This window comes from Advenella kashmirensis WT001 (assembly GCF_000219915.2).
In the GTDB taxonomy this organism is placed as follows: Bacteria; Pseudomonadota; Gammaproteobacteria; order Burkholderiales; family Burkholderiaceae_B; genus Advenella; species Advenella kashmirensis.
Genome location: NC_017964.1, coordinates 730,976 through 749,809, shown reverse-complemented (window position 1 = coordinate 749,809; position 18,834 = coordinate 730,976). Strand labels below are relative to the sequence as shown.

Annotated in this window: 13 protein-coding genes and 4 pseudogenes; 5 read left to right on the top strand and 12 right to left on the bottom strand. The window is 57.1% G+C overall.

Annotation, left to right across the window (positions count from 1 at the left end; translation table 11 throughout):
* Positions 1 to 258 precede the first annotated feature (258 nt).
* From ypfJ to TKWG_RS03520, 3 genes are all read left to right on the top strand, one after another.
* On the top strand, positions 259 to 1,128 hold the full coding sequence (ypfJ, locus tag TKWG_RS03530; protein ID WP_014749500.1) for a KPN_02809 family neutral zinc metallopeptidase: 870 nt from the start codon (positions 259 to 261) through the stop codon (positions 1,126 to 1,128).
* Between the two features lie 217 nt (positions 1,129 to 1,345).
* Positions 1,346 to 1,624 carry a type II toxin-antitoxin system RelE/ParE family toxin gene (locus TKWG_RS03525; RefSeq protein WP_014749499.1) on the top strand — a complete coding sequence of 93 codons (279 nt, stop codon included), beginning with the start codon at positions 1,346 to 1,348 and terminating at the stop codon, positions 1,622 to 1,624.
* A gap of 10 nt (positions 1,625 to 1,634) precedes the next feature.
* The gene (locus TKWG_RS03520; protein ID WP_014749498.1) at positions 1,635 to 1,907 is read left to right on the top strand and encodes a helix-turn-helix transcriptional regulator; all 273 of its coding nucleotides are present in this window, start codon (positions 1,635 to 1,637) and stop codon (positions 1,905 to 1,907) included.
* Between the two features lie 226 nt (positions 1,908 to 2,133).
* Here TKWG_RS03520 and TKWG_RS03515 read toward each other — a convergent pair whose 3' ends face one another.
* The 6 genes and pseudogenes from TKWG_RS03515 to TKWG_RS03490 form a co-directional block, all read right to left on the bottom strand.
* On the bottom strand, positions 2,134 to 3,303 hold the full coding sequence (locus TKWG_RS03515; protein ID WP_014749497.1) for a patatin-like phospholipase family protein: 1,170 nt from the start codon (positions 3,301 to 3,303) through the stop codon (positions 2,134 to 2,136).
* A gap of 8 nt (positions 3,304 to 3,311) precedes the next feature.
* Positions 3,312 to 4,109, bottom strand: coding sequence for a 3-hydroxybutyrate dehydrogenase (locus tag TKWG_RS03510; RefSeq protein ID WP_014749496.1), 798 nt, complete (start codon positions 4,107 to 4,109; stop codon positions 3,312 to 3,314).
* Between the two features lie 204 nt (positions 4,110 to 4,313).
* Positions 4,314 to 6,106, bottom strand: a pseudogene (gene aspS, locus TKWG_RS03505) (aspartate--tRNA ligase).
* Between the two features lie 88 nt (positions 6,107 to 6,194).
* A complete protein-coding gene (locus TKWG_RS03500) occupies positions 6,195 to 6,491 on the bottom strand; it encodes an FmdB family zinc ribbon protein (RefSeq protein ID WP_041709816.1) in 297 nt (98 codons plus the stop codon).
* Positions 6,492 to 6,648: 157 nt separating this feature from the next.
* On the bottom strand, positions 6,649 to 7,950 hold the full coding sequence (locus tag TKWG_RS03495) for a putative Na+/H+ antiporter (RefSeq protein ID WP_014749493.1): 1,302 nt from the start codon (positions 7,948 to 7,950) through the stop codon (positions 6,649 to 6,651).
* Between the two features lie 111 nt (positions 7,951 to 8,061).
* Positions 8,062 to 8,561, bottom strand: a pseudogene (locus TKWG_RS03490) (GAF domain-containing protein).
* 284 nt (positions 8,562 to 8,845) lie between these two features.
* On the opposite strand from TKWG_RS03490, the pseudogene ubiA reads away from it, so the two are divergent.
* Positions 8,846 to 9,758 (top strand): annotated as a pseudogene (ubiA, locus tag TKWG_RS03485) (4-hydroxybenzoate octaprenyltransferase).
* A gap of 372 nt (positions 9,759 to 10,130) precedes the next feature.
* Positions 10,131 to 13,953, top strand: a pseudogene (gene putA, locus TKWG_RS03480) (trifunctional transcriptional regulator/proline dehydrogenase/L-glutamate gamma-semialdehyde dehydrogenase).
* Between the two features lie 25 nt (positions 13,954 to 13,978).
* On the opposite strand, the gene dctP reads toward putA, so the two are convergent.
* The 6 genes from dctP to tagF form a co-directional block, all read right to left on the bottom strand.
* Complete coding sequence (gene dctP / locus TKWG_RS03475; RefSeq protein WP_014749489.1) at positions 13,979 to 15,136, bottom strand: TRAP transporter substrate-binding protein DctP; 1,158 nt, start codon at positions 15,134 to 15,136, stop codon at positions 13,979 to 13,981.
* Between the two features lie 95 nt (positions 15,137 to 15,231).
* Positions 15,232 to 15,606 carry a hypothetical protein gene (locus tag TKWG_RS03470; RefSeq protein ID WP_041708968.1) on the bottom strand — a complete coding sequence of 125 codons (375 nt, stop codon included), beginning with the start codon at positions 15,604 to 15,606 and terminating at the stop codon, positions 15,232 to 15,234.
* Positions 15,603 to 17,066, bottom strand: coding sequence for a hypothetical protein (locus TKWG_RS03465; protein WP_041708966.1), 1,464 nt, complete (start codon positions 17,064 to 17,066; stop codon positions 15,603 to 15,605). The genes TKWG_RS03470 and TKWG_RS03465 overlap by 4 nt, the downstream gene beginning before the upstream one ends.
* 36 nt (positions 17,067 to 17,102) lie before the next feature.
* Positions 17,103 to 17,495: a hypothetical protein gene (locus tag TKWG_RS03460; protein WP_014749488.1), complete on the bottom strand. Its 393-nt coding sequence runs from the start codon at positions 17,493 to 17,495 to the stop codon at positions 17,103 to 17,105.
* A complete protein-coding gene (locus tag TKWG_RS03455; RefSeq protein WP_041708965.1) occupies positions 17,492 to 18,040 on the bottom strand; it encodes a serine/threonine-protein kinase in 549 nt (182 codons plus the stop codon). Before TKWG_RS03455 ends, TKWG_RS03460 begins: the two co-directional genes overlap by 4 nt.
* Positions 18,041 to 18,089: 49 nt before the next feature.
* On the bottom strand, positions 18,090 to 18,833 hold the full coding sequence (gene tagF / locus TKWG_RS03450) for a type VI secretion system-associated protein TagF (RefSeq protein WP_014749487.1): 744 nt from the start codon (positions 18,831 to 18,833) through the stop codon (positions 18,090 to 18,092).
* Position 18,834: the final 1 nt, after the last annotated feature.

Below are 18,834 nucleotides of genomic sequence, written 5' to 3'. Positions count from 1 at the left end.
GGAATAGCCCGGCGCGCCGAAAACAACACAATTGAACATATTTTTCATGATCCTATTTTAATCGTGAAAACCCACAAAAGAATGACAACCGGGTACCCCTTGTGATTTGAGCTGGACTGCAGATCTTGCATTCGGTTACGTGATTTGCCCCAATTTGCCCGGCGTTCCCGTATAAAATCGGGGCGCAGTCACACAATTTCAAATAAAAAAACCACCTGCCTGTTTCATTTGCGGTGGGCTTGCAACAGAGGGATCAAGATGCGATTAGACGATCAGGAACAAAGCAGCAATGTGGAAGACCGCCGCGGATCCGGCGGCTTTGGCCGTGGCGGCATGCGGCTGGGTGGGGGCAAGATCGGCATTGGCACGATCGTTGTTGCACTGGCCGCCTGGTACTTTCTGGGCATCAATCCGATGACCATTCTGGGCGGCGGCGATATCATGCAGGAACCCGCCGGCCAGTCACAGCAAGCCGGCCAGCCGGTTGCCAATGACAAGGACAAAGTATTTATTTCCAAGGTGCTCAAAACCACCGAAAACGTCTGGACTGGCATTTTCAAGCAGAATGGCGGCACCTATCAGAATCCGGCTCTGGTACTCTACTCCGGCGCTACCCGCTCCGCCTGCGGTGTGGGTCAGGCAGCGATGGGGCCGTTTTATTGCCCTGAGGATCGCAAGGTGTACCTGGACATGAGCTTCTTTCATCAAATGGGGGCGCAAATGGGCGTGCAGGGCGACTTTGCACAGGGCTATGTACTGGCTCACGAAGTTGGGCATCATGTGCAGAATCTTCTGGGCGTCATGGATAAAATGGCCCAGGCGCGCAGTTCCATGAACGAGCGCCAGGCCAACGATCTGTCGGTGCGCGTCGAACTGCAGGCAGACTGCTTTGCAGGAATCTGGGCACATGAACTGCAGAAAGAAGGCACGATTATTGAAGACGGCGACATTGAGGAAGCCATGAACGCTGCCGCAGCGGTTGGCGATGATCATATCCAGAAGCAGGCCCAGGGTTATGTGGTGCCTGACTCCTTTACGCATGGCTCTTCAGAGCAGCGCATGAGCTGGTTCAAGCGCGGCCTGGCCGGCGGCGATATGAAACAGTGCAATACGTTTGCGCAGCAGTGACGCAGGGAGATACCCAGCCAACGCCGAATCAAGCACAAAACAGGCAAAAAATAATTCATTTTTTCAAACAAAACTGCCTGATGTTTACCTTGATTCGGCGTTAAAACCAACTGATTCTACTTGATCCACCTATATTAAAGATTCAGGCCACTTGCACCGCGTAGCGGCACACAGTACAATAAAACAATGAATTGATAGCCCAAAGGAAAACGGGGGAATGATAAAAAGTTTTCGCCACAAAGGACTTGAAATTTTTTTCCGCACAGCTTCAACACGCGGCATTCAAGCAGCCCATGCCGCTAAACTAGGGCGAATATTGCGCTCATTGAACGTTGCCCAAGCGCCTTCTGACATGAACTTACCTGGATATGATCTACATCCATTGAAGGGGGATTTGAAGGGTTCCTGGTCCGTTAGCGTCAATGGAAATTGGCGTGTGATTTTTGTTTTTGTGGGAACAGATGTTGAGCTTGTCGACTATCTGGACTATCACTAAGGAGTAGCATATGAACATACTGAACCACCCACATCCTGGCGTCATTTTGCGTGAAGATGTCATTGTTCCGTTGGGTCTGACGGTAAGCGATGCTGCTGAAAAATTAGGCATGTCTCGAACCGCATTTTCACGCGTAATTAATGGAAAGGCGGGAATTAGCCCGATTTGGCAATCAGACTGGAAACAGCGGGCATTAGCTCCGCCCGCTTCTGGATCGCCTTACAAGCTGAATACGATCTTGAAAAAGCCAAGCAGCATAAGCAACCAAAAGTTGCCCGTTTAATGGTTAACCCGGCGCTGACCTGACAAAAAAAACGGCTAATGAACGCCCATGCACATGACTCGGCAATACATCACTTTCTCATGAAAAACTGACGGGTTCGTTTGTCAAGTGGCGTCTCCCCCTATAAAACCCAAACCGGCGTCTGCATCGGCGGATTATGATTCCGCCGCGCCTGCCCGCCTGCACGGAGTCGATCGCGATTGCTTGCCCAAACACTTCGCCCTGCTCAGAACTTTCTCTTGCGGGCTGCTTCGCTTTGATTGCGATGAATGTCATGCGTCACAAATGAAATATCATTATCGGGCATGGCAAGATAGTCGGGGTGCGATAGCGTACTGCGGATATCCTTAAGCCCGGATTTCCAGTGATCGCGCATGGCACTCACGCCGAACTGATAATCCTTGTTGTACGATTCGTACTCGCGATCGCGGTAAATAAGCTGAATCACATTGCAGTGCTTGCTGTCGGCAATCGCCCGCGCCATTTCCAGGGTTTCCGCATCCAGCCCGTGCTTGTCCGGCAACTGCTCCAGCACTTTGGCCATGACCGAGCGCATACGCTGCGTGCGCGCCCATTGATTGGTGACAAGCCGGGTACGGCTGGAGTACTGGATTTCCTTGACCCGGTCATAGACCTGCAGCATATTGTCGGGCAAATGCCCGCGGGCGCTCCATAAATCCACCTGGAAGACCAGAGTATCGGCATTCACTTGCGCATCCAGTACATAGCCCAGCGGCGTGTTGGACATGATGCCGCCATCCCAGTAATACTCGCCATCGATCAGAACCGGCGCGAAGGCCGGCGGCAATGCGCCAGAGGCCATAAAATGCGCCGCTGTCAGGCGGTGCTTGTCGTTGCAGAAATAGGTGAAATTGCCGGTGCGCACGTTGACGGCGCCGACCGACACGTTCAGATGCCCCTGGTTGATCAGATCAAAATCGCACAGCCGTTCAAGCGTCTCGCGCAATGGCGCCATATCATAAAAACCGGTATGCTCCACGCTGCCTTTCGTATACAACGAGGGCGGCGGAAAGCGCGGCGTGAAAAAGCCTTTTTGCCCGTCCATCATGGCAGACATGCCATACATGGCTGACAAACTGCTACGGGTCAGGTCATTGAAGCGGAACAGGCTCTGCTCCAGCCACGGCATCAGCCCAAACCCATTATTGGGCTGGCAGATGGTATCCCAGAACTCACGAAGCCGTTGCGCCCGTTTGCCCGGCGGATTTCCGGCAATGATGGCGGTGTTAAGCGCACCAATGGAGATACCGGAAATCCAGTTGGGCTCTATCCCGGCCTGCTCCAGACCTTCGAATACGCCAGCCTGATAGGCGCCAAGCGCGCCCCCACCCTGCAAAACCAGCGCAATCCGCTCGTACTCGGGCAACTGAACCATAATATGCCTTACTGCATGAACCAGCCGTGGCTGACCACGACCGATTGACCGGTAAGCGCGTTATTGGGAAACGCAGCCAGGAACAGGGCCGTCTGCGCAATATCCTGCGGCGTCGTAAATTCACCGTCCACGGTACCGGCCAGCATGACGTTTTTGACCACTTCTTCTTCCGAAATACCCAATTCCTTGGCCTGCTCCGGAATCTGTTTTTCCACGATCGGCGTGCGCACAAAACCGGGACAAATCACATGCGAGCGCACATTGTGGGCTGCGCCCTCTTTGGCCAGCACCCGGGCCAGCCCGAGCAGGCCGTGCTTGGCAGTCACATAAGGCGCTTTCAGTTTCGAGGCCTCATGCGAATGCACCGATCCCATATAAATGACCACGCCTTTCTTTGCCTTGTACATATGCTGCAAGGCCGCTTTGGTGGTCAGAAATGCACCATCCAGATGAATGGCAAGCATTTTCTTCCACTTTGCAAACTCGAACTTGTCGATAGACTCAATAGTCTGGATGCCTGCATTTGACACCAGGATATCGAGCGCGCCAAAGTGCGCGACAAGATCATCCACGCCCTTATTCACCTGCGCCTCGTCGGTCACGTCCATGGCAATGCCAAAGGCTTTGCCGCCGGCGGCGTTAATTTGCTCTGCCACTTTATTGGCGCCGTCCAGATTCAGGTCTGCAATGCCCACTGCGGCACCTGCCTTGGCATAGGTTTCGGCAATTTCCTTGCCCAGGCCGCTGGCCGCGCCGGTAACCAATGCCACTTTGCCGGCGAGTGAGGTTTGTACTTCGGTTGTCATTACATCTCTCCTGAAATTTCAATGAACGGATGGCGGGTACACGCCCGCAGGCAGGTCCTTGCCACTGGCGTATAAACAAATAGGAACTGAACAGCAGAATAACAAAATTATAGGCCCACTGATCCGGTTACGCAGCGGCACAACAGATACACGCCGCAAATGGGCGAAAAAAAAGCCAGAATCAGATTCTGGCTTTTCTCCGGCTTATTCGACGACTGTTTTATTACGCAAACGAATATGCAGTTCACGCAATTGTTTTTCATCGACGGGCGAAGGCGCCTGCGTAAGCAGACACTGCGCGCGTTGTGTTTTCGGGAAGGCAATCACATCACGGATGGATTCGGCACCGGCCATCATGGTGACCAGGCGATCCAGCCCCAGGGCCAGGCCGCCATGCGGAGGCGCACCGTACTGCAGCGCATCCAGCAGGAAGCCGAATTTGGCGCGGGCTTCTTCGTCGCTAATGTTCAGGGCACGGAATACCTTGCTTTGCACTTCTTCACGATGGATACGGACCGAACCGCCGCCGATTTCCCAGCCGTTGAGCACCAGATCATATGCCTTGGCATAAGCCTTGGACGGATCTGTGGTAAGAAAATCTTCGTGACCATCTTTCGGGCTGGTGAAGGGGTGATGCGCGGCGAAATAACGACCCTCTTGCTCGTCATACTCGAACATCGGGAAATCAACCACCCACAACGGCTTCCAGCTGTTTTCGAACAGGCCGGCAGACTTGGCAAAGTCACTGTGGCCCAGCTTGACACGCAAGGCGCCCATGGCGTCGTTCACGACTTTGGCCTTGTCCGCGCCAAAGAAAATGATATCGCCGGCGGCAGCGCCCGAACGTTGCAGAATTTCATTGATCGCGGCGTCATGCAGGTTTTTCACGATGGGCGACTGCAGGCCTTCGCGGCCCTTGGCCGGGTCGTTGACCTTGATCCATGCCAGGCCCCTGGCACCGTAAATGCTTACAAACTGGGTGTAGTCGTCAATTTCCTTGCGTGACAACTCGGCGCCACCGGGTACGCGCAATGCGACGACACGTCCACCCGGCTGAACCGCGGCGGCAGAGAACACCTTGAACTCCACGTCTTTCATCACGTCGGTCAGCTCGGTGAACTCCAGCTTGACACGCATGTCCGGCTTGTCGGAACCGAAACGGCGCATGGCTTCGTCCCAGCTCATGATCGGGAAGGTTGCGTCCAGATCCACATTCTGCACCTGTTTGAATACATGGCGCACCATGCCTTCAAAAATCTCACGAATCTCTTCTTCGTTCAAAAATGAAGTTTCGCAATCGATCTGGGTGAATTCAGGCTGGCGATCGGCACGCAGGTCTTCATCGCGGAAGCATTTGACGATCTGATAGTAACGGTCAAAGCCGGCCACCATCAGCATTTGCTTGAACAGCTGGGGCGACTGCGGCAGGGCAAAGAACTGGCCGTCATGTACACGTGACGGCACCAGATAATCGCGCGCGCCTTCCGGTGTGCTTTTGGTCAGCATGGGTGTTTCAATATCGATAAACCCGAGTCCATCCAGGAATTTGCGCACTTCGATGGAAACCCGATAGCGCAGCATCAGGTTACGCTGCATTTGCGGACGGCGCAGGTCCAGTACGCGATGCGTCAGGCGCGTGGTTTCAGACAGGTTTTCGTCGTCAAGCTGGAACGGTGGTGTGACGGACGCATTAAGCACTTCAACTTCGCGGCACAGCACTTCGATTTCACCCGAGACCAGCTCCTTGTTGGAGGTGCCTTCAGGCGGCGGCGCACCAGGCCAGTAATGCGAATGCAGTATTCGTTACGGATTTCTTCGGCGATAGCAAAGGCCTGCGCATTATCGGGATCGAATACGATCTGGGCAATGCCTTCGCGGTCACGCAGATCAATAAAAATCACGCCTCCATGATCACGGCGGCGGTGCACCCAACCGAAAAGGGTGACAGTTTGATCCAGCTGATCAAGGCTGACTTGACCGGTGTAGCAGGTACGCATGAAAAATGCTCCGAAATTCTTTGATTTTGTGTAAATGCTTGAAGCGGCACGGGCCCAAGGCACTGTGCCGCCGCTGGCAGACGGCAAATTATGCAGCGCTGCCTTCAGATGAAGATGAGGCCGGCGCAGCTGCCGGAGGGGCCGCGCTCTGACCGGCACCGCCGGCGTCGGACTTGGCCGGCGCAGTGGCGGCGCCATTGCCGCCGCCGCGGAAATCAGTTACGTACCAGCCAGAGCCTTTGAGCTGAAAGCCGGCAGCAGTAACCTGCTTGGAAAACGTGCTTTGGCCACACTCGGGACAGGTGGTCAGCGGCGCATCGGACATCTTTTGCAGCACATCCTTGGCATGGCCGCAGGCGCTGCATTTATATGCATAAATAGGCACAACGAACTCGCAAAAAAACAGGGTGAAAAGGGATACAAGCCCGAAACCGGACGATCCAAAAAATGGGACGTCCACGGAAAAGAATATGGGGCTCATCCCAAAGTTAGGGACTCGATTAGGGACTTATCCCCAAATTAACCCCTTATTTTATCGCAATTTACAGGCCTGTATTTCCCAGAAGTTGCACCGGCAGCAAAAACATGGCCGCTGCTACCAGCGTGGGAACCAGCGCTGCCAGCAACAGATATTTGGGTGAAATCGCCTCGTCAGGAAAGCATCCCTTGAGGATAGAGAACCCCGCCGGATTGGGCGCATTGGCGATCACCGTCAGGCCACCGCCGGTCACCGCACCCGCGACCAGCATATAGCGCCAGAGCTCATTGGTGCCTTCCACCAGTGAGCCGAGATACGTTAATGCAGCGTTATCGGTAATCGCAGTCAATGCCGTTGCACCCCAGTACAGCATCGCAGGCGACAATCCTGCCAGCAGATCCTGCAGCCACCATTGCTGCAGCCCGCCCAACACAATCAGGCCGGCCAGAAAGAACGCTACCATCAGCGCCTCTTTGATCATCAGCTTATCCTGATAATGTTCGTAGGCCGAGCAATAGCCGACAAACAGCATCATCAATCCCATGAACATGGCCGGATGATGCGCGAAAATCACAATGCTGGCCAGAAATGCCAGATGAATCAGAATGACAAACCACGGTATTGGCGCGCGTTCGTCACTATTGCTCCGGGTCTGCTCATTCGCATGCTCACCGGCCACCACCAGCTCCTTGCGCATCAAAAAGGTCAGCACGCTGGCATTGATCACGACCGCAAGCGCCGCTTTCCAGCCGAAATGGGTCGCCATGTACACTGTGTCCCAGCCAAATGAGCTGGCCACCATCAGCACCGGCGGCGCCGCATAGGAAGTAAGCACCCCGCCGATGGAAATATTGACGAACAGCACGCCCACGGCCATGTATTTGAACCGGGTGTGGCTGCTGTGATCAAAGAACGCACGCTTGAGCAGCAAGGCGGCCAGTGTCATCGCGGCCGGTTCGGTAATAAACGATCCGGCCAGCGGCACCAGCGTGAGCGTCAGAAAAAAGGTGGCAATCGAAGTCTGCAGGGGCAGCACGCGGGCCAGATAGCGCACCGTTGTGCCCACCATGACAAGAATAGGCCGGCTGGCGGCAACAACCATGATGGCAAATACGAACAGCGGCTCGGTAAAGTTTCGGCTGTCCATATATTTGACGGCGCTCTCGAGCCCGCCGGTCACGCCCATGAAAATGATCAGAATGGCCGCCCATAAGCCGAACACGGCTTCCACTTCGGAAAAGGCATGCCACAAGCCTGAGTGCGGTCCGCCCCGATGTGCTCTTCTGGCAAAAAACGGCACCGAAAAGGTGTGCACAATGGCAATCGCAAACAGCACCGTTGCGATCAACTCGATCTTGTCCGGCATTATTATCCTTTATTTGTTACTAACGAAATGGGGCGATTTTACGGACATCTCCATAAAGATTTCAATCGAAACACAGGCAAATAAGGGTTTATCTGTGCACGATCGGGCAGGCTACGCCCCGGCGTTGTCGCCGGCATCCAGCCATACCTGGCAGAGCGCCTGCATTCCTGCTTTGTCCTCTTGGGTAAAGCGGTCAGGCTTGGGGCTGTCCACATCCCAGACGCCAATCAGCTTATCATCCCGGAACAAGGGAATAACAATTTCCGAACGGGATGCCGCATCGCAGGCAATATGACCAGCAAAGGCGAATACATCCGGCACCAACTGGCTTGTCCGGTCGCCGCAGCCGTTCCGCATACGCCTTTACCCATCGCGATGCGCACGCAGGCGATCTTCCCCTGAAAAGGCCCCAGCACCAACTCATTGCCATCGTAAAAATAAAAACCAGCCCAGTTCAGATCGGGCACGGTGTGATACACCAGCGCTGCCAGATTGGCTGCGTTGGCTATATGGCTGGGTTCACCGTCAAATAGCGCGCGCGCCTGGGAAACCAGTGTGTCGTACATGGCCGGCACCGACTCAAAGCCGGAAGAATGATCGAAACTGAACATAATCTGTTTTGGATAGAGTGAGCGCCGCAGTTGCGAAAAGACGGGCTCAAAGCGAGGCGCCCACGCACAACAAACAGCGACATTGACTGGCAGGCATTATCGACAACACCATACCGCGGGACTTCGATTGTATCCACAAAGCAGGCCTTGCCAGCAAAAACCACTGCCAGCGTCGCAGGAAATTACCTCACGCCAGCCGCACAGCCCTCTTGCCCGGCAAAACCTTTAAAATCATCTTTTCAGCATCAAATACGCCGTGAACCCGGCGACACTCAGCACACACCATGTCCAGCACTCACTCTGATCTTAACGACATTCGCCACAACGACTGGGTGGAGCATTATCTGCCCGCTGCCTGGCGCCGTATGCGCGGCTGTGCCGACTGGACCGCCCGGTTGGCACGTGGCTTACGCTGCTGCCGTGCATCGCAGCGCTGATCCAGGCCCAGCACGGCGTGCCTACACTGCTACGCTTTGTGGTCTTCTGTCTGGGCGCCTTGCTCATGCGCAGCGTAGGCTGCACCATCAATGACATTTGTGATCGCAACTTCGACAAACATGTAGAACGCACCCGTTTCCGCCCGTTAACCAGCGGTCAGGTGTCGCTCAAACAGGCCCTTATCTTTCTGCTTGCGCAACTGGTGGCAGCCGCTCTGCTGCTGTTTTTCATCAATAGCTACAGTCGCTGGCTGGCGGTAGCCTGGTGCCGCTGGTGTTTATCTACCCGCTGTGCAAGCGCTTTACCTACTGGCCGCAACTGGTGCTGGGCATCGCTTTCAATTGGGGAATGCTGATGGCCTGGTCCGACACCACCAACACGGTACCGCTGGCTGCTGTTCTCATGTGGATGGGCGCGGTCACATGGCAGATCGGCTACGACACCATCTACGCCTACACCGATATGAAGGACGATGAACAACTGGGGCTGCGATCTACCGCGTTGCGCTTCAGGGACCAGGGGCTGGTCTGGCTTATCGGGTTTTACGCCGTCACCGTTGTCTTGTGGACCGTGCCTGGCATCATGCTGGGGTTCGGTTGGCTTTATTACGTATTTATGCTGGCTATTGCCGTGCATTTTTATTGGCAATTGTCTACCTTTGATATACACAATCCGGGCCGCAGCTTTGCGCTGTTTCGCGCCAATATCTGGACTGGCAGCCTGCTGGTCGCCGGCTCGCTGGGCGGCACACTACTGTAAACAGCAACCGGGTAGGCCGCCGAGCAGCTACAATCGGCGAGCATTAGCTGGCCAGCGGACAGACGGGGCACCCTATCGCTTTGCCCCTGCTGACCATACCATTCGTTGGTGCGATGCGGATTCGCGGGCGCCGGGCTGCACCCGGTTTCAGTCACTCCGAGCGCCGCTCGCAACGCGACAGTCTAGCCAACACCGCCCCTTGCCCCAGCAACATCTCCGCTGTGGTTAACCCGAACCGCGTCAGATCAAATACAAACAAATAATTCAATAAATCCAAAGGTTAACCTAAAAATTAAGGGTTAACCCTAATATTATTTTAGCCTCAGATTCGGTACGCTCAGCGTCATCACCCGAACCAGACTTGAGTTGCATATGGCTACGACTACTACACTAGGCATCAAGGTCGATACCGACCTGAAAAATCGCCTTCAATATCACGCAGACAAACTGAACTGTACGCCGCACTGGCTGCATAAACAGGCGTTAATTACGTATCTGGAACAGATCGAACGCGGTCTGACGCCCGACGAACTGCGGCATTTGGCGCCAGCCGCCACAGACAGCGACGGCGCCGTGACCTACCCACAGGACAACCGCAAGCCGCCCTTTTACGAGTTTGGCCAGGACGTACAGCCGCAATCGGTGCTGCGCGCCGCCATTACCTCGGCCTATCGCCGGCCCGAGCCTGAATGCGTGCCATTGCTGCTGGAACAGGCCTCATTGGTCAAGCCAGAACAGACACGGGAACTGGCGATCAAGCTGGTCAAATCGCTTAAAGAAAAAAGCCCCGGCGGCGGTGTCGAAGGACTGATTCAGGAATTTGCCCTGTCCAGCCAGGAAGGCGTCGCGCTCATGTGTCTGGCCGAAGCGCTGCTGCGCATCCCGGACCGCGCAACGCGCGATGCGCTCATCCGCGACAAAATCAGCCATGGCGACTGGAAATCGCATATGGGCAGCTCTCCCTCCCTGTTCGTGAACGCCGCTACCTGGGGGCTTATGCTCACGGGCAGACTGGTGGCCGTCAACAGCGAGCAGAATTTGTCCAAAGCCCTCACACGCATGATCGCCAAAGGCGGCGAACCGCTTATCAGGCAGGGCGTGAACATGGCCATGCGCATGATGGGCGAACAATTTGTATCGGGCCAGACCATTTCGTCTGCCCTGGCCAACAGCCGCAAATTCGAGGCCGAGGGCTTTCGCTACAGTTACGATATGCTGGGCGAAGCCGCCACCACGGCGGCCGATGCGCAACGTTACTATGAATCATACGAACAGGCGATTCATGCCATCGGCAAAGCCTCTGGCGGACGTGGCATTTATGAGGGGCCGGGCATTTCCATCAAACTGTCCGCCCTGCACCCCCGCTACTCCCGCTCCCAGCGCGATCGCGTCATGAGCGAGCTGCTGCCGCGCCTGGTTGCCCTAACGCGCCTGGCCCGCTCCTACGATGTGGGTCTGAACATCGACGCCGAAGAAGCCGACCGGCTTGAGCTCTCACTGGATCTGCTGGAAGCGCTTTGCGCGACCCGTGAATTCGAAGGCTGGAACGGCATCGGCTTTGTGATCCAGGCCTATCAGAAACGCGCGCCGCATGTCATTGATTACGTCATTGATCTTGGCCGCCGCACCCGCCATCGCCTGATGATCCGCCTGGTCAAAGGCGCCTACTGGGATACCGAAATCAAACGCGCGCAACTGGACGGCCTGGAAGGCTATCCAGTGTATACGCGCAAGGTCTACACCGATGTTTCCTACCTGGCGTGCGCCCGCAAACTGCTGTCTGCGCCCGACGCCGTATACCCGCAATTTGCCACGCACAATGCGCAAACGCTGGCTGCCATTTATCACTTGGCAGGAAACAATTACTACCCGGGCCAATACGAATTCCAATGTCTGCATGGCATGGGCGAACCGCTGTATTCCGAAGTGGTCGGCAGCAAAAAGCTGAATCGCCCCTGCCGCATTTATGCGCCTGTTGGCACACACGAAACATTGCTGGCCTATCTGGTGCGACGCCTGCTGGAAAACGGCGCCAATACGTCATTTGTCAATCAGATCGGCGACGACAGCATAGATATCAATACGCTGGTTGCCAATCCAATTGAGGTGGCCACCACCATTACGCCGCTGGGGGCACCGCACGAGAAAATTCCGCTGCCGCGCGATTTGTACAGCATCGATGGCAAACCCGGCAGACGCAATTCCAGCGGCCTGGACCTGAGCAATGAACATCGCCTGGGCTCGCTTGCCGCAGCGCTGCTCAATGGCGCGACCCAACCCTGGTTGGCTGCACCCACGCTGTATAACGCTGACAGCGGCGAGGCCGACACGGCAAACCGCAAGCCGCTGCTCAACCCCGCCGACCATCGCGATGTGGTCGGGCAAGTGATTGAAGCGAGTGTGCAGGATGTGGACCAGGCCATGGCCGCAGCCACCACAATGGCGCCCATCTGGCAAGCCACGCCCATCGAAGACCGGGCCCGTGCCTTGCGCCGCGCTGCGCAGTTGCTCGAGTCACGCATGCAGCCCTTGCTTGGGCTGATCGTGCGCGAAGCCGGCAAATCGCTGCCCAACGCCATTGCAGAAGTGCGCGAAGCCGTAGACTTCCTGCGCTATTATGCAGACCAGATCGAAGACAGCTTCAATGAAGACCATCATCGTCCACTGGGACCGGTACTGTGCATCAGCCCCTGGAACTTTCCGCTGGCGATCTTTACCGGACAGGTCAGCGCCGCGCTGGCTGCCGGAAACACCGTACTGGCCAAGCCGGCCGAACAAACGCCATTGATTGCCGCGCAGGCCGTGGCCATCCTGCATGAAGCCGGCATCCCCAAAGAAGCGGTACAACTGCTGCCTGGCGCAGGTGAAACCGTGGGCGACCAGTTGGTGTCGCACCCGGACATTCGTGGCGTGATGTTTACCGGTTCCACCGAAGTGGCCCGCATTATTGCCGGTAAACTGGCCGGCCGCCTGGACAATCACGGCCATCCGATCCCGCTGATTGCCGAAACCGGCGGCCAGAACGCCTGATCGTAGACTCCTCTGCCCTGGCAGAGCAAGTTGTCTACGATGTCCTGAACTCCGCGTTTGATTCTGCGGGTCAGCGCTGCTCTGCCCTGCGCGTGTTGTGTATTCAGGAAGACGCAGCCGATCACGTACTGACCATGATCAAGGGCGCCATGAAGGAATTATCCGTTGGCTGCCCCGACCTGCTGTCGACCGATGTCGGCCCGGTCATCGATGCGCAGGCGCGCCAGATTATCGAACGCCATATCCTTAAAATGCGCCAGTCCGGACATGTGGTGGAGCAATTACCCATGGACGCGGCCACCGAAAAAGGCACTTTTGTCTCACCGGCAATCATCGAACTCAATGACATCAGCGAGCTTGAGCGCGAAGTATTCGGCCCCGTGCTGCACGTTGTACGCTACAAACGCCAGGAGCTGGATGCTCTGGTCGACAAAATCAATGCGACCGGCTACGGTCTGACTTTCGGCATCCATTCGCGCATCGATGAAACCATCGCCCGTGTCAGCAACCGTATCCATGCGGGTAATATTTATGTCAACCGTAATATCGTGGGCGCTGTGGTAGGCGTTCAGCCTTTCGGCGGCCAGGGCCTGTCGGGAACCGGCCCCAAAGCGGGCGGCCTCTGTACTTGTATCGCCTGCTTTCCCAGGGCAACGACGCTATGCCAAGAGGCATCGACCTGCCCGGTATCAATCCTGCCGGCACGCTCTTGCCGGGCCCCACCGGGGAAACCAATGTCTATCGCCTGGTGCCCCGGGGTACCGTGCTGGCCTGGCCGGCATCAATCGAAGGCGCACGCCTGCAGCTGGAGCAAATTCTAGAAACCGGCAACCAGGCCTTGTTTGTGGATGCACCTTCAGTACGGGAATGGATTGGCACGGTCACCAATGCTGAAAACCGTCAGCGCATTGAATTTATTGCCGAAGAACGGATCGACGAGGCGGCCCTGGATGCGGCATTGTTCGAAGGCGATGGCGATACCCTGCGCCGGTTGAACTTGCAACTGGCCGCAAAAAAAGGGCCTATCGTTATTGCCCAGGGCCTGCAAACCGATGAAATCGCCCAGGGGCGTCGCTATGCCGTCAGCGGCCTGGTGCACGAACAAAGCATCAGCACTAATACCGCAGCGGCAGGCGGCAATGCAAGCCTGATGACAATCGCTTAAGGGTTGCCGGGCAAGTGCGCTGGCGTTAGCCACCAGTACCGGTAGCGGCAGGTGTACTCTGCCCTGCCTTATCCGGTTCGGCGCCCGTTGCCGCAGGGGCGGCCCCATCAACGGGCGGCGGCTCCGGATTCGGCGAAGCCGGTACGGCAGAGTCCGGCACAATAGCCGGATCACTGCCTGGCGGCAATGTCGGCCCGCGCTTGATATCGGCATTGGCGATGGTAATCAAATCCTGGCCGATTCTTTCGGACCAATTCTGCAGCACCCCGGCCGCGGCATTTTTGAATGCCGCTTTCTGCTGATCAGTCAGGCGCGTCACTTGCACACCGGCCTGCTCCAGTTGGCCAACCGTTACGTCCACGGCCTGGGCTGCTGCCTGCGATGTCAGAATTGGCGCGGTTTCGCTCATGGCCTGCTCGGCTGCTTCGCGCACCCGTTGCTGGTCTTCACGCGACCAGTTATTCCAGACATTTTTATTGACTGCGATAAAAATCGGCTCTGCCGGATAATTCCACACCGTCAGGTATTTCTGGCCCATTTCATTGAACTTGAAACCGGTAAACACCGACAGCGGATTATCCTGGCCATCGATGGCCTTTTTCTGCAGCGCATCGGGCACCCCGGTCAGATTCAATTGCACCGGCGCAGCGCCCAGGGCTTTGAAAAAGTCCATGAACAGCGGCAAGCCAATGACACGGATGCGCATGCCTTTCAAGTCGGCAGGCGCCTGCACCGGGCGCAGCGCATTACTTAGCTGACGATAGCCCGAGGAACCCCAGGCCAGGGTCACAATGCCCGCCTTGTCCATATTGTCACGCACCAGGCTGCCCAGGTTGCCACGAATCAATGCCGCTGTCCCATCAATATCGGGAACAAAAAAAGGAAGGGAAAATATAGACAGCGCACGAAACTGGCTGGACCAATTGCTGGCCGAAGCGACAGCCATATCTGCCACCCCCTGGCGCACCGCCGTCGCTTCACGGGTCTGCTCGCCTTTGACCAGCGAAGCGTTGGGATACATGCGGATGTTGACGCGCCCTTCGGTTTTTTCTGCCACCAGCTCGCGCCAGCGTTTGGCCGTGCGCCCGATGGCAATCCGTTCATCGGATACAAAGGAAAGCGAATACTCGGGCTTATAGCCACCCGCACTTTGTGCCGAGGCCGGAAAAGCATGCAGCAGCAAGAATCCGACACAGGCTCCTGGAAGCAAAAACCTGCGCAATACTACCCTTTTCATTCCGTGAACATCCGTATTAGTGATTGATCGTACCTCGCATGTTACTGGAATTGGTGTACAACGGTGATATTTTCACCCGCCTTGACGGTAATCACCCGGACATAACGCGGCAAATCCCCGTTTGTGATCATGACATTATAGGTGCCTGGCGCCAACCGCACACTGCGAAATGGCGGGCTCGCGCCGCGAGAACGCCCGTTGATGAACACATTGCCCCAGGGTCGTATTACAAAGGAAACCGTTCCTCTTGAAGTACTGCGTGTAGTATCTGCACTTCGCTCGGCACGTGCCTGGGCCGCAAGCCGGCGTTCACGCTCTTTTTTCAGGCGCGCATCCTGCTCGCGCGCTTTCTGCAGCGCTGCCAGCTCTTTGGCCTGGTTCGCCTCCTCTTCGCGCGCGGCATCAGCCGCTTTCATTTCAACGGACTCGCTTGTGCCTGAAGCCGGCGCTGCGTTTTGCGCTGTGGATGGTTGGTCCGCAGCAGCCGCGCTTGCAGCACCGGCGGCACTCGCAGCCGTGGCTGCAGTAGTAGTACCGCCTGCGTTATTGGTTGCAGTTTCAGACCCGGTAGCGGCTGGCGCGCCATTTTCTGTCGGCGTCGCTGCGCCGGCAGTCGAACTGGTGCTGCCCGCGCCAGCGGAGGGCGTCTCCTGAACAAACGTACTGGTGCGCCTGATGCTGCGGTCTGGGGGGCTGTATCAGACGTTGTCGATGAGGCTGCTGTATCAGATGCAGTTGAGGTGCTGGTAGTTGTACCAGCGGCCGTCTCTGCTGCAGGTGCTGTCGCTGATGGCGATTGTTGGCTTGCCGCAGCCAGACGCGCTTCTTCTGCCTTGGTTGCTTCTTCAATGCGTCGCGCCTCCTGCTCACGACGCGCCTGTTCTGCAGCGGCCTGATCGCTGGCAGCGGTGCTGCCCGCAGCGCCTGGCGTCTGTGTTGCGGTCTCACCCATGGCGCTCAATGCATTGCCTTGCTCGGTTGGCATGGGGCTGGCGCCCGTTGCCGACGGCGTCGTGCCCGCTGTTGCTGCAGCCGACTGCGCATTGTCCATACCCGAAGCCGATTCGGCAGGGGCCGGCGTCGTGGTCGCCGCTGCTGGTGCCGAATTGGTCACAGGCGCTGGATTGCTGGCGGCCTGGTTCTGACCTGATGCTTCATCCGTTGGCGCAGCAGCCGGCGAAGGCTGTCCGGTCGCACCCGATGCGGCCAGGCTCTCGGTATTGCCGGCGTCTGTAGATGCAGCATTATCGGCCGTTGAAGCCGTATCAGTTGCTGGCGCAGCCTCGGAAGGCGTCTGCGCCGTGGCAGACGAAGTCTCGCCAGCCTGATCGGTCGTCGCCGCTGATGGCGTTGCGGTAGTAGCGGGCGCCTGCGGCGTTGCCGGTTCATTGGTCGTCGCCACGGGGGGTGTATCGGTCTCTTTTTGACCACCAAAACCGAAATAGGCGCCTGCTGCGATGGCCGCCAGCACAAGCGCAATCAACAATACCGGCGCATTCTTTTTATCCTCGCGCGGCGGTGGGGCAGATGCAGAGCTACCGCCCTCGGAGGCATCGGGTGGAGAACCGGATCCGCCGCTGCTGCCTGTCTCATTTGGCGCAGCGCCACGATGATCAGCCGCGGCTTTTTGGTCGCCAGCGCCTGCATTTGTCGGCGTGTCCGATGATGCAGTCTCGTTGCTTTTCCCAGCATGGTCAGCCGCAGCCTGATCATCAGCACGGCTCTGGGCATTTGCCACATGAGCAGCGCCCATCGCACCGGCTACGCCCATGGTGGCCAGTCTGGCGCGTTCATTGTCATCGTGATCTGGTTGCGATTCGTGCGCTCGCTCGCTCGGGGATGCCGTGGCCGCAATGCCGCCCGACTGGCTTCGCACCTGTTCTGCCCGCGCCCTGTTCTGCCCGAGCCTGTTCTATCCTGGCCTGTTCTGCTCTTGCCTGTTCCGCTCTTGTCTGTTCCGCCCGGATCTGTTCCTGCCTGGCCGCTTGCTTACTGGCTTGGGCTTGCCGAGCCTGTTCAATCTTCGCGGCTTCTGCCTCCTGGCTTGACGCCGAGCCTCTTCCTGAGCGATTTGCGCCTGTCGCGCCTGCTCTGCCTGATGCGTCGATTCCTGCTGCGCAACAGGTCGCTGCCCGCTTCCTTCAATTTCTCCCGCGCCCTCGCCCTCACCTCTGCCGCTGCCCGCTGCCGGGCTCAGTATTCCCTGGGCGGCCAGGCCACCTGCAACTGCACCGGGCACCGTAATGCCGCCCGATGTCGAAGGCGCCGCCGGCATACTCTGGCTGGAGGCCGACAAGCCCATCATGCTGATAGTTCATCAACCGATTGCAAACGCAAGGCAGACTGCAGCACCGTGCTCAGATCCACCGTACGCAGAAACTGACGCGAATAGCCTGCGGGTGCTGCTGCCGCCAGCGGCTCCTGCGTGTCCTTGACAAAACGACGCACCGGACTTTGCGGCGTCTGTTCGCAAATCATGGCCCGCAGCAGGGCGCCCAGGCCGTAAACATCGGTCCAGGGGCCAATACGCCAGGCCGCATCATCGGTCTGTAGTTCGATGGCGGAAAAGGGCTCCGTTCCCGGTACAACGTGAGTTCCCTGCTTGACAAAAGGCTGACCGACACCGGGTAGCAGCTTGGCACGGCCTACCGGATCCAGAAACACCGTTTGCAGGGACCACAGGCCATAGACATACTGCTGTGCATGCAGTGCCTTCAGTTGCGGTAGTAAATCCAGCACCAAATCTTCCAGCTGTCCCTGTGATGCAGATCCTGTCCCCAGCCCGGTCTTTTCCAGAGGCTGCCATGCGGGGTCGACGTTGCGTATAAGGTCCTGTAACGAGGTCGCCATAATGTTGTTTCCTATGCCAGGCTTGTCAAATGCATTAATCGGTAAATAGCTACAATCTGAAATTGGTGTGTGTGATAAACAGCGAATTGAACAGCGGGATATTCAACGCACCGCCATGCACCATGGACTTTTGCGCAGCTCCATTGGCCTGGTTGGTCCACCAGTAACTATTGTGTGCGTCACTGTTAAAGCATAGCGCCAGCTCCGGCCAGCGCGAGTCGTTCTGGTCCAGTTTTTCAATTGGTGCCGTCTCATGGCCGCCGTTCAGAATGTCCAGAATATCACTGCTGCCATCGTCTTCTACCATTTGCGTAGAGGCGCGTGTCAGCATTTGCGTCAAGGTGCCGCGAGCCCCCTGGATATTCTGCTCGAACTGGGTGGCCGAGCAACCATGTCCGACGGCAGCCAGCAGGCTGCGTCCCAGATGTTCGTAAAACCGCCCCGAGCCCGATACCTGCTGCGCTTCATATTGCGTTGTCGGCACATATAAAACAGCCAGCAACGGATAGGCGCGCCCCACCCGGTCGCGGCTTGGCGCCAGACAGCCCATTTGCACCATATCGCAGCCCAGCGAGGCGGGAATCAGGAAATTCCAGATAGGTGCACTCAGGTATTCCTGCTCTGCCGACAGCAATACCGACTCATGCATGGCAACCAGACCGGAGCTGAGCCAGCGGTGCCACCAGCCGATCAGGCTCTGATCGAGTCGTCGATGCACAAAATCGCCACTGGAAGGCATTTTTCCATACCAACCCAGCGATTCGGAAAGTTGGTCAATACTGATTTGGCCCATA

What these genes read in the sequence shown, in the direction of transcription:
- ypfJ (WP_014749500.1), top strand. Translation starts at nt 259, where the DNA reads ATGCGATTAGACGATCAGGAACAAAGCAGCAATGTGGAAGACCGCCGC.
- TKWG_RS03525 (WP_014749499.1), top strand. Translation starts at nt 1,346, where the DNA reads ATGATAAAAAGTTTTCGCCACAAAGGACTTGAAATTTTTTTCCGCACA.
- TKWG_RS03520 (WP_014749498.1), top strand. Translation starts at nt 1,635, where the DNA reads ATGAACATACTGAACCACCCACATCCTGGCGTCATTTTGCGTGAAGAT.
- TKWG_RS03515 (WP_014749497.1), bottom strand. Translation starts at nt 3,303, where the DNA reads ATGGTTCAGTTGCCCGAGTACGAGCGGATTGCGCTGGTTTTGCAGGGT.
- TKWG_RS03510 (WP_014749496.1), bottom strand. Translation starts at nt 4,109, where the DNA reads ATGACAACCGAAGTACAAACCTCACTCGCCGGCAAAGTGGCATTGGTT.
- TKWG_RS03495 (WP_014749493.1), bottom strand. Translation starts at nt 7,950, where the DNA reads ATGCCGGACAAGATCGAGTTGATCGCAACGGTGCTGTTTGCGATTGCC.
- TKWG_RS03470 (WP_041708968.1), bottom strand. Translation starts at nt 15,606, where the DNA reads ATGAAAGCGGCTGATGCCGCGCGCGAAGAGGAGGCGAACCAGGCCAAA.
- TKWG_RS03460 (WP_014749488.1), bottom strand. Translation starts at nt 17,495, where the DNA reads ATGATGGGCTTGTCGGCCTCCAGCCAGAGTATGCCGGCGGCGCCTTCG.
- TKWG_RS03455 (WP_041708965.1), bottom strand. Translation starts at nt 18,040, where the DNA reads ATGGCGACCTCGTTACAGGACCTTATACGCAACGTCGACCCCGCATGG.
- tagF (WP_014749487.1), bottom strand. Translation starts at nt 18,833, where the DNA reads ATGGGCCAAATCAGTATTGACCAACTTTCCGAATCGCTGGGTTGGTAT.